At 57.1% G+C, this 13454-nt stretch carries 12 protein-coding genes; 9 read left to right on the forward strand and 3 right to left on the reverse strand.

The annotated features are described in order from the left end of the window. Window positions 1-123: 123 nt before the first annotated feature. Entirely contained in the window at window positions 124-1260 is a 1137-nt protein-coding gene (locus ABLV12_RS08905; RefSeq protein ID WP_348866986.1) for a cytoplasmic protein, read from the forward strand. Here the strand turns inward: ABLV12_RS08905 and ABLV12_RS08910 are convergent. Then, window positions 1235-3667 (reverse strand): bifunctional aspartate kinase/homoserine dehydrogenase II, encoded by a 2433-nt coding sequence (locus tag ABLV12_RS08910; RefSeq protein WP_004107549.1) that lies wholly within the window; start codon window positions 3665-3667, stop codon window positions 1235-1237. The two genes, ABLV12_RS08905 and ABLV12_RS08910, sit on opposite strands and share 26 nt — an antisense overlap. Before the next feature lie 2 nt (window positions 3668-3669). Continuing rightward, on the reverse strand, window positions 3670-4830 hold the full coding sequence (gene metB, locus ABLV12_RS08915; protein WP_064398838.1) for a cystathionine gamma-synthase: 1161 nt from the start codon (window positions 4828-4830) through the stop codon (window positions 3670-3672). A 265-nt stretch (window positions 4831-5095) separates the two neighbouring features. Between metB and metJ the strand changes: the two genes are divergently transcribed. The 3 genes from metJ (at window position 5096) to ABLV12_RS08930 (ending at window position 6538) form a co-directional block, all read left to right on the forward strand. Then, window positions 5096-5413, forward strand: a complete 318-nt coding sequence (gene metJ, locus ABLV12_RS08920; protein WP_004107547.1) for a met regulon transcriptional regulator MetJ — start codon at window positions 5096-5098, stop codon at window positions 5411-5413. A gap of 63 nt (window positions 5414-5476) precedes the next feature. Further along, the gene (locus tag ABLV12_RS08925; protein ID WP_160887263.1) at window positions 5477-5866 is read left to right on the forward strand and encodes a YiiX/YebB-like N1pC/P60 family cysteine hydrolase; all 390 of its coding nucleotides are present in this window, start codon (window positions 5477-5479) and stop codon (window positions 5864-5866) included. A gap of 6 nt (window positions 5867-5872) precedes the next feature. Further along, window positions 5873-6538, forward strand: coding sequence for a TIGR02117 family protein (locus ABLV12_RS08930; RefSeq protein WP_160887265.1), 666 nt, complete (start codon window positions 5873-5875; stop codon window positions 6536-6538). 43 nt (window positions 6539-6581) lie between these two features. Here ABLV12_RS08930 and rpmE read toward each other — a convergent pair whose 3' ends face one another. Beyond that, window positions 6582-6797 carry a 50S ribosomal protein L31 gene (gene rpmE, locus ABLV12_RS08935; protein ID WP_004107543.1) on the reverse strand — a complete coding sequence of 72 codons (216 nt, stop codon included), beginning with the start codon at window positions 6795-6797 and terminating at the stop codon, window positions 6582-6584. Window positions 6798-7027: 230 nt separating this feature from the next. On the opposite strand from rpmE, the gene priA reads away from it, so the two are divergent. The 5 genes from priA to hslU all read left to right on the forward strand — a co-directional run bounded on the left by priA (window position 7028) and on the right by hslU (window position 13428). Next, window positions 7028-9223: a primosomal protein N' gene (gene priA, locus ABLV12_RS08940; RefSeq protein ID WP_004107541.1), complete on the forward strand. Its 2196-nt coding sequence runs from the start codon at window positions 7028-7030 to the stop codon at window positions 9221-9223. A gap of 150 nt (window positions 9224-9373) precedes the next feature. Beyond that, window positions 9374-10402, forward strand: a complete 1029-nt coding sequence (gene cytR / locus ABLV12_RS08945) for a DNA-binding transcriptional regulator CytR (protein WP_004107539.1) — start codon at window positions 9374-9376, stop codon at window positions 10400-10402. 91 nt (window positions 10403-10493) lie between these two features. Continuing rightward, a complete protein-coding gene (gene ftsN / locus ABLV12_RS08950) occupies window positions 10494-11462 on the forward strand; it encodes a cell division protein FtsN (protein ID WP_348866987.1) in 969 nt (322 codons plus the stop codon). A 91-nt stretch (window positions 11463-11553) separates the two neighbouring features. After that, window positions 11554-12084, forward strand: a complete 531-nt coding sequence (hslV, locus tag ABLV12_RS08955) for an ATP-dependent protease subunit HslV (protein ID WP_004107530.1) — start codon at window positions 11554-11556, stop codon at window positions 12082-12084. Window positions 12085-12093: 9 nt separating this feature from the next. Continuing rightward, entirely contained in the window at window positions 12094-13428 is a 1335-nt protein-coding gene (hslU, locus tag ABLV12_RS08960) for an HslU--HslV peptidase ATPase subunit (RefSeq protein ID WP_004107529.1), read from the forward strand. Window positions 13429-13454 lie beyond the last annotated feature (26 nt).

Raw genomic sequence — 13454 nt, forward strand, 5'->3', positions numbered from 1 at the left:
AGAGGTCAAGAAGCGCTAAGTTACGTTCTGAAAGACTTTTTTATGTGAGAGTATTCACATTTGTATGCAACCTGAGCAGGGCAAAATTAACGACCTGCAAAAATCGTTGGTGCTGGCCCGCTCGTGGAGACTCTTTTTACCATTAACGCCTGTAAAACCTACGGTTGCCGTAACCTGGGTTTATCCTCTGCGGCCGACTACCGTTTTCCGGACTATCGGCTGGGTTATCCCGCGCTGTACTGCGCAGCCTGCGGCAGCTATCCACCGCTGTTTAATGATGATGAGTTCCGACCCTGGCTGGCCGCCTATCTGACGGATAACGCCCGGCGCTCTGGCTATTTTTGCCCGGCCTGTTATCGGCGAGATATAATTCGCTATGGCTACAACCCGAAGGGAACCCAGCGGCTTCAGTGCCGCCGCTGTGAAAAAGTCTGGACGCCAAAACATCACCATAGCCCGGTAATGGAGTACCCGCAGCATATCTGCAGCGTACCGTTGATTGTGCCGTTTCAGGGTCATGAGGCCGGGCAGAAACTCTATCTCTTACTCAGCTTCGACGCCGTACGCGGCAATGTTCTCCATCTTTCGTCGAACTTCACGCCTTTTCCGGTTGGCGCATCACTACGCTATCGCTGGCGGGGAAGAGAAGCGCCTCAGGGCATTGCGGGCGATATCGTTCAGCGAATCTCTCAGACCGAAGCGGGCTTTTTACAGCGCAGTCAATTCGATGAAATACAGTACGGCAGCGCCGCGCCAAAGCGTCATTCCCGCGGCGCCATTCTGCGCCCGGTCATCGCCGCACACGGTCATTTCAAGCTGCTCAGCCATCGTTTTCCAGCGATAAAAACGCACATCATTGCTCATGAATGTTTTTTACGCGGCGCGGCGATCGTTGCCTGGGCGCCTCTGTTTCGCCAGCGGAAAGGAGAGCTGTGGTATGTGGAGGAAGAGATAAACAACCCCGCCAGTTCGGCACCGTGGCGGCTGCAGGGCAAAACGCATCATGGCTGGTGGCAAAATCCGTGGCAGCTCTGGACGCAGGGAGAGAACCGAAAAATGGTCTGCCAGCTTGCCGGAACGCCGGACGAGAACGCCTCGCCCCCTGACCTCACGGCCAGCCGACGCTTCACAACCTGGCTGGAAAAGAGACCCGAGTTCACGCGAAGCGCCCTGTTTTCAGCAGGGCGGGTGACGCAAATACTGGTCTCATTGGCTCAAGAGTATAACGCGACGCTTACAGCAGCTGCGCCAGACGATTGATATCCGACTGTATCGCCCCGGCGGTCACATCGCGACCAGCGCCCGGGCCGCGGATCACCAGCGGGTTATCGCGATACCAGCGGCTCTCAATGGCAAAGACGTTATCACACGGCAGCAGCGCCGCCAGCGGGTGCTCTTCGCGCACCGCTTCCACGCCGACGCGAGCTTTACCGTTGGCGTCAAAACGCGCCACGTAGCGCAGCACCAGCCCCATCTCGCGCGCTGCTTCCAGACGCTGCAGCATCTGGTCGTTCAGCGCTTCACCGTTCTCGAAGAAGTGATCCACCGAACCTTCTTCACAGTGGGCGGGCACCAGCGATTCTACGCGCACCTGATCCGGCTCGATGTCGTAGCCCGCTTCTCGTGCCAGGATCACCAGCTTACGCATGACGTCTTTCCCGGAAAGATCGACGCGCGGGTCCGGTTCCGTCAGCCCCTGCTGCCAGGCCTGATCGACCAGATCAGTAAACGGTACGGTGCCGTCAAACTGCAGGAACAGCCACGAGAGAGTGCCGGAGAAAATACCGCTCAGCGCCAAAATGGTATCGCCGCTATCAATCAAATCGCGCACCGTATGGTTGACCGGCAGACCGGCGCCGACGGTGGCGTTGTACAGCCAGTGGCGCCCGGTTTTCTCGAACGCATCGTGGATCTGGCGATATTTACTGCTGCTACTGGCGCCAGCCAGCTTATTCGCGCTGATAACGTGGAAGCCATGGCTGGCAAAATCGAGGTACTGATCGGCCAGCTGCTCGCTGGCGGTTACATCCAGCACCACTAAATCATCATACGGATGCGCGCGCATCCACAGGAACAGCGACTCTTCATCCTGCTCAACGGCCTCATCATTAAAGAAAGCCAGCGCGCGACTGGCGTCTAGCCCTTCATAATTGAGCAGACTGCGGCGGCTATCCACGACGCCGGCAAGGATGAATTCAAACCCGGTGCGGGCGGAAAGCGTGGTCTGCTCGCGAGCAAACAGCTCCAGCCAGCGGGAACCAATGTTGCCTTTACCAAACAGTATCAGACCAATGCGTTTTTCCGCGCGGAACAGCGACTGATGCAGGCCCTGGATAAGGCTTTCTGTCGGCCCGGCGCGCAGCACCGCGACCAGGCTAATCCCCTCTTCTGATTGCCAGGTGAACTCTACCGGCTGGCCTTTTAGCTGCTGCCAGAAGCGGTGGCAGTGCAGCGGGTTACGGGTCACGCCAGCGCCGACCATCGCCACCAGCGCCAGCTTCTGACGCAGGCGCAGCTCGCCCGGCAACCCCGCTTCGTCGAGCAGCTTCAGGGCGCTGTCGGCGACTTCAGAGGTGTAGCAGAACTGCAGCAGCTTACGGTCGGCATGTACGCCAACCGCCAGTGGACGCAGCTGAGCGCGTTTTAAAATCGCGTCCAGCTCTTTATGCGCCAGTTTGAAATCCTGGCCGCCGGGCACCTGGAACTCAATCAGGCAGACATCATCATGGCTGGTAACGATTCGCGCGCCGGTACCGGAAGCCAGTACGCGTTCGATGCGCGTAGAGCCCTGATCCGGGGTGTAGCTACAGCGTAATTGTAAATCGATATCGCTGCCGGAAACCGGCTGCAGCGTACGGGCGTGCAGTACCGGAGCCGCCAGACGGGCCAGTTCGCTGGCTTCATCAAGACGCAGCAGCGGTAACAGGCAGGCATCTTTCACTTTGCGCGGATCCGCGCTGTAGACCCCGGCCACGTCGCTCCAGATAGTGACGCGGGACGCCCCGGCCAGCGCGCCGATCTGGGTGGCGGAATAGTCGGAACCGTTACGCCCGAGCAGTACGGTTTCCCCGGCGTTGTTACGCGAGATAAAGCCGGTTACAACCAGGCGTTTATTCGGATGCTGCGCTATCAGCTGCTGCAAAAGCGGATAGGATAAACCTTCATCCACCTGCGGCTGTGGGGAGCGCTCGGCGCGTAAGAAGCTACGCGCATCCAGCCAGGCGGCTTCTACGCCCAGGTGATTCAACACCGCCGCCATCAGGCGGGCCGACCAGATTTCGCCGTGGCCGACGACTTCGGCATAGACCGCGTCCGTTACGCCGCCATCAAGCAGCCCGGCAAGGCGTTCAAGATCCAGAATAAACGTGGCGATTAGCGCGTCGGCAGCGTCCGGAGCAAGCAGTCCGGAAATCAGCTCCATCTGATAACGACGAAGCGATTGTTGCACCTGATGCGCAGAGAGGCGATCGGTCTGGCTGAGCTTCAGCCAGCTGATCAACTGGTTGGTGGTACTGCCGGCGGCGGAGACGACCATCATATCGCCCGCCTGCGAATACTCCGTCATGATACCCGCGACGCGCAGGTAACATTTCGCATCCGCTAAACTACTCCCACCAAATTTGTGCAGCTGACGACCCTTCGCCCCTGCCTGCGCAATCACACTCATGTTTATTCCTCGTTTGCTGCCCGGAAGCCATTTTCCAGGTCGGCAATTAAATCTTCACCATCTTCAATACCGGTCGAAATACGCAGAAGCGTTTCTGAGATCCCGGCGGCCGCACGCGCTTCAGGCGCCATGCCCGCATGGGTCATCGTCGCGGCGTGAGAAATCAGGCTTTCCACGCCGCCCAGCGATTCCGCCAGCGTAAATAGCGATAACCCGCTCAGGAAACGACGCAGCGTCTGCTCATCGCCATCCAGCTCGAAGCTTAACATCGCCCCAAAGCCTTTTTGCTGACGCGCCGCAATCTCATGCCCCTGGTTTTCCGGCAGGGACGGATGGTACAGTTTTTTCACCAGCGGCTGGGTTTTCAGGTAGCCGACAATCGCCAGCGCGTTGCGCTGCGCCACTTCCATACGCGGAGAAAGCGTACGTAAACCGCGCAGCAGCAAATAGCTATCAAACGCCCCGCCGGTGACGCCGATATTATTCGCCCACCATGCCAGTTCGGTGACGGTCGCCGGATCTTTGGCGATAACCACCCCGGCCACCACATCAGAATGACCGTTCAAATATTTGGTGCATGAATGCAACACCAGATCGGCGCCCAGCGCCAGCGGATTCTGCAAAGCCGGGCTCAGGAAGGTGTTATCAACCACGCTGACCGCTCCAGCCTCACGCGCCAGACCGCAGATTTTCGCAATATCCACAACTCTCAGCAATGGATTACTTGGGCTTTCGACCAGAACCAGCTTCGGTTTTTCCGCCAGTGCGGCGCGCAGCGCCTGTTCGTCATTCTGATCGACAAACAGCACGCGATAGCAGCCACGCTTCGCCAGGCTATCAAACAGACGGTAGCTGCCGCCGTAGCAGTCGTGAGGCGCCACCAACAGATCGCCCGGTTTCAGGAAGACGGTAGTCACCAGCAGAATTGCCGACATCCCGGTATTCGTCAGGACCGCCCCTGCGCCGCCCTCCAGTTCCGCCAGCGCGCGCTGCACGACATCACGTGTCGGATTACCGCGACGAGAGTAGTCGTGGGCGCGCGGTTCGTTAAACCCGGTGAAGTTATAGGTGCTGGAGAGATGAATGGGCGGGACAACGCAACCGTACTGCTCGTCGTCATTTAAACCGCTACGCACTGCGATGGTGGCCTGTTTACGCGTCATGTTGGGGAGTTCCTGGCTGAGTCGGTGAAAAGTCAGGTGTCAGAGTAATCATTGTTATAATAGACGTCAATACATCTGGACATCTAAACTTCTTTGCGTATAGATTGAGCAAACCGGAAATAGCCGTTAAAATTATATGCATTAGCGCACATCCGTGGCGGCTTGTTTGGTGTCAGAAGCGCCCCTCTACGGTAAACTACGCGCAATTATGGCCGGGACCCACGTTCAGGCCCTTAACTAATGAATAGAGGATTAAAGGTAACTCATGGCTGAATGGAGCGGCGAATATATCAGCCCATACGCTGAGCACGGTAAGAAGAGTGAACAAGTAAAAAAAATTACGGTTTCCATTCCTCTGAAGGTGTTAAAAATCCTCACCGATGAACGCACGCGTCGTCAGGTGAACAACCTGCGTCACGCGACTAACAGCGAACTGCTGTGCGAAGCGTTCCTGCATGCCTTTACCGGTCAACCGTTGCCTAACGATGAAGACCTGCGTAAAGAGCGCAGCGATGAAATCCCGGAAGCGGCAAAAGAGATTATGCGCGAACTGGGCATCGACCCGGATACGTGGGAATACTAAAATCACTCAGGGCGGCGGGGTAAACCAGCCGCTCTTTTAGTTGGATAACAAGGATGTTATGCCATGAAATACTGCGTACTGGCGCTGAGCCTGGCGTCAGCCTTTCCGGCGCACGCCTGGGTGCCGCAAACCGGCGATATCGTTTTTCAAATCTCCCGCTCATCGCAAAGGAAAGCCATTCAGCTGGCGACCCATTCCGCTTACAGCCACACCGGTATGGTGGTGATCCGTCATAAAAAACCTTACGTCTTTGAAGCCATCGGGCCCGTGGTTTACACGCCGCTGCAAAAGCTGAGCGAATTCGACCTCAGATCGCCGCTCGTTCGTGCCAGACTCAGAGAGCGTTACGGTCAGGCGATCCCGATGGACGAAACCGTCATCTCGCCGCAGGCGCTCTTTGACGCGCCGCAGCTGGAAACCGTTGAAAAAAACTGGCCTCTGTTCCCGAGGTAATTGATCGTGAAAAATCTGCTTGTTGCCTGGATAGTCCTCCTGCTTTACGGCTGCGCCACCTATCCTCAGGCCATCAAACCGATGCCAGAAAAACCGTCGTCCGGGCCAGAAATCTATATCGTCAATCACGGCTGGCACACCGGGATTATCCTGGCCGCCAATGACGTGAACAAAATTCTGCCGCAGCTTAACGTACGCTTTCCTCAGCGGGAACAGTGGTATGAGATCGGCTGGGGCGATAAAGGTTTTTATCAATCGCAGGAGATAACCACCCGACTTACGCTGCAGGCTATGTTCTGGTCATCCGGCGCGGTAATGCACGTAGTCGCCTTTTCAGGAGCGCCCGAAAGCTATTTTTCCGCAAGCGCAATGACGGCATTAAGTCTTACCCCGGGCCAGAATAATAGCCTGCTGCGCTACATCGGTCGCAGCTTTGCCCGTAATGAACGAGGGGAGCTGATACCGTTGAAAAAAGGGATCTACGGCGACAGCCAGTTTTACGCAGCAAACGGCCGCTACGGGATATTTAATACCTGTAATAAATGGACGGCAAAGGGACTGGAAAGCGCGGGAATGACCATGAACACTTCGTTAAAACTGACGGCGGGAAGCGTGATGAAGGCGGTAGAAGAGAATAAAAGCTGTCTGAATCGATACTGCTATCCTCTGTAAAGCAGAGACAAAAAAGCCGCCCTGAGGCGGCTTCTTCAGCAAATTACTTGCTGGTACCCGGTACGCTGAAACGCTTGTTGAAGCGGTCAACACGACCACCGGTAGCAACATCACGCTGTTTGCCAGTGTAGAACGGGTGGCATTTACCGCACACGTCGAGGTTCAGGTCGTGACCTACGGTAGAACGGATTTTCATGACGTTACCGCAAGAGCAGGAAGCAGTAACTTCTTCGTATTTCGGATGAATATCTTTTTTCATGGGAGAACCTCAGTTAAGGCCGCGTCGCTCTTCCAGCCCTAACGCCAGACACCACGCGATGTTAATAATTCCCGGAGCGATTACACTACCGGGTAATAGATTTTGATGCTGCACGAAGCACATCAAAGGCGGCGAATCATACAGAATTTGACCAGCATATGCAAACTGATCCGCGAGCCCTTATCACAATGTGTATACTAACCCGCCAGATTTCAAGTCAGGAAGATTAAATGCCCGTCGCTCATGTTGCCCTGCCCGTTCCGCTGCCCCGCACTTTTGACTATTTGCTGCCTGAAGGTATGCCGGTCAAAGCGGGCTGTCGCGTGCGCGTTCCGTTCGGCAAGCAGGAGCGGATAGGTATCGTGACGGCAGTCAGCGAACGCAGCGAGCTGCCGCTTGACGAACTCAAGCCGGTGGCCGAAGTTCTTGATGCCGAGCCGGTCTTCTCCTCTTCGGTCTGGCGGCTGCTGCTGTGGGCGGCGGACTATTACCACCACCCCATCGGCGATGTACTGTTTCACGCGCTACCGATCATGCTGCGCCAGGGGAAACCCGCCAGCGCGGCGCCAATGTGGTACTGGTTTGCCACCGAACAGGGGCAAGCGGTTGATATCAATAGCCTTAAGCGCTCGCGCAAACAGCAGCAGGCGCTGGCGGCGCTGCGTCAGGGAAAAATCTGGCGCCATCAGGTTGCCGAACTGGAATTTAACGATGCCGCGCTGCAGGCGCTGCGGGGTAAAGGCCTTGCCGAACTCGCCAGCGAAGCGCCCGCTATCACCGACTGGCGAACAGGCTTCTCGGTGCCCGGAGAGCGCCTGCGGCTTAATACCGAACAGGCCACCGCCGTTGGCGCGATTCATAGCGCCTCGGACCGTTTTTCCGCCTGGCTGCTGGCCGGGATCACCGGCTCCGGCAAAACGGAAGTTTATCTGAGCGTCCTTGAAAACGTGCTGTCGCAGGGGCGCCAGGCGCTGGTAATGGTGCCGGAAATCGGCCTGACGCCGCAGACAATCGCCCGTTTCCGCCACCGTTTTAACGCCCCGGTAGAGGTCCTGCACTCCGGGCTGAACGACAGCGAGCGCCTCTCCGCGTGGCTAAAAGCCAAAAACGGCGAAGCGGCGATTGTGATTGGAACCCGCTCGTCGCTATTTACCCCTTTTAAAGACCTCGGGGTAATCGTGATCGATGAAGAGCACGACAGCTCTTACAAACAGCAGGAGGGCTGGCGCTACCATGCGCGCGATCTGGCGGTCTGGCGCGCCCACAGCGAGCAAATCCCGATCATCCTGGGCACGGCAACCCCGGCGCTGGAAACGCTTCATAACGTCCGCCAGGGCAAGTATCGCCAGCTCAAGCTGACCAGGCGCGCGGGAAATGCGCGGCCGGCTCAACAGCATGTCCTGGATTTAAAAGGCCAGCAGCTGCAGGCCGGGCTGTCCCCGGCGCTGATTAGCCGCATGCGCCAGCATCTGCAGGCCGATAACCAGGTCATTCTGTTTTTGAACCGCCGCGGATTCGCGCCGGCGCTGTTGTGCCACGACTGCGGCTGGATAGCAGAGTGCCCGCGCTGCGACAGCTACTACACGCTGCATCAGGCTCAGCATCATCTGCGCTGCCACCACTGCGACAGCCAGCGTCCGATCCCGCGCCAGTGCCCCTCCTGCGGCTCTACGCATCTGGTGCCGGTAGGTTTGGGCACTGAGCAGCTTGAACAGGCGCTGGGACCGCTGTTCCCCGATATCCCGATTTCCCGTATCGACAGAGATACCACCAGCCGCAAAGGCGCGCTTGAGCAATATCTTGCCGATGTTAATCGCGGCGGCGCGCGCATTCTTATCGGCACACAGATGCTGGCGAAGGGTCACCACTTCCCGGATGTCACCCTGGTTTCCCTGCTGGACGTTGACGGTGCGCTGTTCTCCGCCGATTTCCGCTCGGCGGAACGCTTCGCTCAGCTTTATACCCAGGTATCGGGCCGCGCAGGCCGTGCCGGCAAACAGGGCGAGGTGATCCTGCAGACCCATCATCCTGAACATCCGCTGCTGCAAACGCTCCTCTATAAAGGATACGACGCGTTTGCTGAGCAGGCGCTGGCGGAGCGGCAAAGCATGCAGCTGCCGCCGTGGACCAGCCACGTGCTGATTCGCGCCGAAGACCATAACAATCAGCAGGCGCCGCTCTTTTTACAGCAGTTGCGGAATTTACTGCAGGCCAGCCCGCTGGCGGATAACAAGCTCTGGGTGCTCGGTCCGGTTCCGGCGCTGGCGCCAAAGCGCGGAGGCCGCTGGCGCTGGCAAATACTCCTGCAGCATCCGTCGCGTAGTCAGCTACAGCATATCGTCAGCGGGACGCTGGCGTTGATCAACACGCTGCCGGAAGCGCGAAAAGTGAAATGGGTTCTGGATGTCGATCCTATTGAAGGTTAAGGCTTCTGTTGCGAGGCGGATCGAAAAATTCAACCACCATCACGTTTTTCATGAAAATTCTGTAACTCTCTGGATGTACTATCTGTTAAAAATGTGGCTGATGTCAGAACGCCAGGGATGTGTCTGCGCAAGCCAGCGAGGAGAAAACAGGTGAAGCCCAAAAAACAGATCGTTGCCGCCACCATGAAAGACGTCGCCCAGAAGGCAAACGTCTCCACGGCAACCGTATCCCGAGCGTTAATGAACCCGGATAAGGTTTCGCAGAGCACGCGCAACCGGGTTGAACAGGCCGCGCTTGAAGTCGGCTATTTACCGCAATCGCTCGGGCGCAACATGAAACGCAACGAGTCGCGCACCATTCTGGTGATAGTGCCGGATATCTGCGATCCCTTCTTTAGCGAGATTATTCGCGGCATTGAAGTCACCGCGGCGGAGCAAGAGTATCTGGTACTGATTGGCGATTGCGCCCATCAGAATCGTCAGGAAAAGACCTTTATTGACCTGATTATTACCAAGCAGATCGACGGCATGCTGCTGCTGGGCTCTCGTCTGCCCTTCGATGCGGGCGTAGAAGAACAGCGCAACCTGCCGCCGATGGTCATGGCCAATGAATTCGCTCCCGAGCTGGAACTGCCGACGGTGCATATCGACAACCTCACCGCCGCGTTCAACGCCGTTAACTATCTGCACGAACTGGGGCATCGCCGCATTGGCTGTATCGCCGGTCCGGAAGAGATGCCGTTATGCCATTACCGCCTGCAGGGCTATGTCCAGGCGCTACGCCGGAGCGGAATAACCGTCGATCCGCACTATATCGCCCGCGGTAATTTTACCTATGAAGCCGGCGCCAACGCCCTGGAGCAGTTGCTGACGCTCCCGGAACCACCGACGGCGATTTTCTGCCATAGCGATATCATGGCGCTGGGCGCATTATCGCTGGCGAAGCGTCGCGGCCTGAAAGTTCCTGAAGATCTGTCTATTATTGGTTTTGATAACATCTCTTTATCTGAATTTTGCGATCCGCCATTGACGACGGTCTCGCAACCACGTTTTGATATTGGCCGCGAAGCGATGCTACTTTTACTGGATCAACTGCACGGCCACAGCGTCAGCAGCGGGTCACGATTGCTCGACTGCGAGCTTATCGTTCGCGGCAGTACGCGCAAAATCCGAACATAATCTTCAGGCTTTCGGGCCTGCTCTTCTGGTCAAAGGCCCGCCGCTTAAGTAACATGGCGGGCTGAAAAACGAATAAGACAGCGAAACGATAGTGGCACAACGAGATTATGTACGCCGCAGCCAACCGGCTTCTTCGCGGCGCAAAAAGAGCAACTCCCGAAGCTCAAGGAACAAGCAAGGCGGCCTTTCGGCGGTTTCACCTGCTATGGTGGCGATCGCCGCGGCGGTGCTGGTGGCCTTTATCGGTGGACTGTACTTCATCACGCACCACAAGAAAGAAGAAGCTGAAGCGCTGCAGAATCGCCAGGCGGCGGGCAATGGCTTGCCGCCGAAACCCGAAGAACGCTGGCGCTATATTAAAGAGCTGGAGAGTCGCCAGCCCGGCGTCCGCGCGCCTACGGAACCCACGGCAGGCGGTGAAGTCATGAAACCGGAGCAGCTGACGGACGAGCAGCGCCAGCTGTTAGCGCAAATGCAGGCCGATATGCGTCAGCAGCCTACGCAGCTGACCGAGGTGCCGTGGAATGAACAAACCCCGGCGCAGCGCCAGCAAACCCTACAGCGTCAGCGTTTAGCGCAACAGCAGGTGCAGCAACAGCAGTTAGCGCAGGCCCAGACGCAGTTACAGCAACCGCGTACGCAGCCTCGGGCCGTCGAGCAGGCCAAACCGGTACAGCAGCAGCCGAAGCAAACGGCATCGAATCAGCAGCCGTATCAGGATCTGCTGCAAACGCCGGCGCATACCAGCACCGCCCAGCCAAAAACGCAGGCCGCCGCGCCGGTAACCCGCGTTGAAGAAGCGCCTAAAACCGCTACCGCGGAGAAAAAAGACGATCGCAGCTGGATGATCCAGTGCGGGTCCTTTAAAGGCGCAGAGCAGGCGGAGACCGTTCGCGCGCAGCTGGCGTTTGAAGGCTTCGCCTCGCATATCACCACCAATAACGGCTGGAACCGCGTAGTGATTGGGCCGCTGAAGGGCAAAGAAAACGCCAGCAATATGATTGAACGGCTGAAGATGGCCGGACACGCAAACTGCATTCGTCTCGCCGCCAGGGGTTGAAACCCTTAAAAACCCCCCCATCTATAATTGCATTCTGCCCCGCGTAAACCGCGGGGCCCCTATTCCGCTTTTGCAACCAAGGGGTCTGCTCGTGACTACAATTGTAAGTGTTCGCCGTAATGGCCATGTCGTTATTGCCGGTGATGGCCAGGCTACGCTGGGCAACACCGTAATGAAAGGCAACGTGAAAAAAGTGCGCCGCCTGTACAACGACAAAGTGATCGCCGGCTTTGCGGGCGGCACCGCTGACGCCTTCACGCTGTTCGAACTGTTTGAACGTAAGCTGGAAATGCATCAGGGCCATCTGGTGAAAGCCGCCGTTGAGCTGGCGAAAGACTGGCGTACCGACCGCATGCTGCGCAAGCTGGAAGCCTTGCTGGCCGTGGCTGACGAAAACGCATCCCTCATCATCACCGGTAACGGTGACGTGGTGCAGCCAGAAAATGATTTGATTGCTATCGGCTCCGGCGGTCCTTACGCCCAGGCCGCGGCTCGCGCCCTGCTGGAAAATACCGATATGGGCGCACGCGATATCGCAGAGAAAGCGTTGAATATTGCAGGTGATATCTGCATTTATACCAACCACTTCCATACCATCGAAGAATTACCGTCTAAAGCGTAAGGATCTCCCATGTCTGAAATGACCCCACGCGAAATTGTCAGCGAACTGGACAAACACATTATCGGCCAGGACGCAGCCAAGCGCTCCGTCGCCATCGCTCTGCGTAACCGCTGGCGTCGTATGCAGCTCAACGAAGAGCTGCGTCACGAAGTCACGCCAAAAAACATTCTGATGATCGGTCCGACCGGCGTCGGTAAAACAGAAATCGCCCGTCGTCTGGCAAAGCTCGCCAACGCGCCGTTCATCAAGGTGGAAGCCACTAAATTCACCGAAGTGGGCTATGTTGGTAAGGAAGTGGACTCGATTATCCGCGATCTGACCGATGCGGCGATCAAAATGGTACGCATGCAGTCCATCGATAAAAACCGCTACCGTGCCGAAGAGCTGGCGGAAGAGCGCATCCTCGACGTGCTGATCCCACCGGCGAAAAACAACTGGGGCCAGGCTGAACAGCCTCAGGAACCCTCCGCCGCGCGCCAGTCTTTCCGTAAAAAACTGCGCGAAGGGCAGCTCGACGACAAAGAGATTGAGATCGACCTCGCCGCCGCGCCGATGGGCGTAGAAATCATGTCCCCTCCGGGCATGGAAGAGATGACCAGCCAGCTGCAGTCGATGTTCCAGAACCTGGGCGGACAGAAGCAAAAGCCGCGTAAGCTGAAAATCAAAGACGCGATGAAGCTGCTGATCGAAGAAGAAGCGGCTAAGCTGGTCAATCCGGAAGAGCTGAAGCAGGATGCCATCGACGCCGTTGAACAGCACGGTATCGTGTTTATCGATGAGATCGACAAAATTTGTAAGCGCGGCGGCAACTCGTCCGGTCCTGATGTCTCTCGTGAAGGCGTACAGCGCGATCTGCTGCCGCTGGTTGAAGGCTGCACCGTTTCCACCAAGCACGGCATGGTGAAAACCGATCACATCCTGTTTATCGCCTCCGGCGCGTTCCAGGTAGCCAGCCCATCCGACCTGATTCCTGAACTACAGGGTCGTCTGCCGATTCGCGTTGAGCTGAAAGCGCTGACCACCCACGACTTCGAACGTATTCTGACCGAGCCGAACGCGTCCATCACCGTACAGTATAAAGCGCTGATGGCCACCGAAGGCGTCAATATCGAATTCACGGATGACGGCATCAAGCGTATCGCGCAGGCTGCCTGGCAGGTCAACGAAACCACCGAGAACATCGGCGCGCGTCGCCTGCATACCGTCCTGGAGCGTCTGATCGAAGATATCTCCTACGATGCCAGCGAAATGAATGGCCAAACCGTCACCATTGATGCGGAATATGTCGGTAAGCATCTGGATGTTCTGGTGGCAGATGAAGATCTGAGTCGTTTTATCTTATAATCCGGTTCAATATATTTTCATCACTA

It is taken from the genome of Klebsiella sp. CN_Kp100 (assembly GCF_040065315.1).
GTDB classification, from domain to species: Bacteria; Pseudomonadota; Gammaproteobacteria; order Enterobacterales; family Enterobacteriaceae; genus Klebsiella; species Klebsiella oxytoca.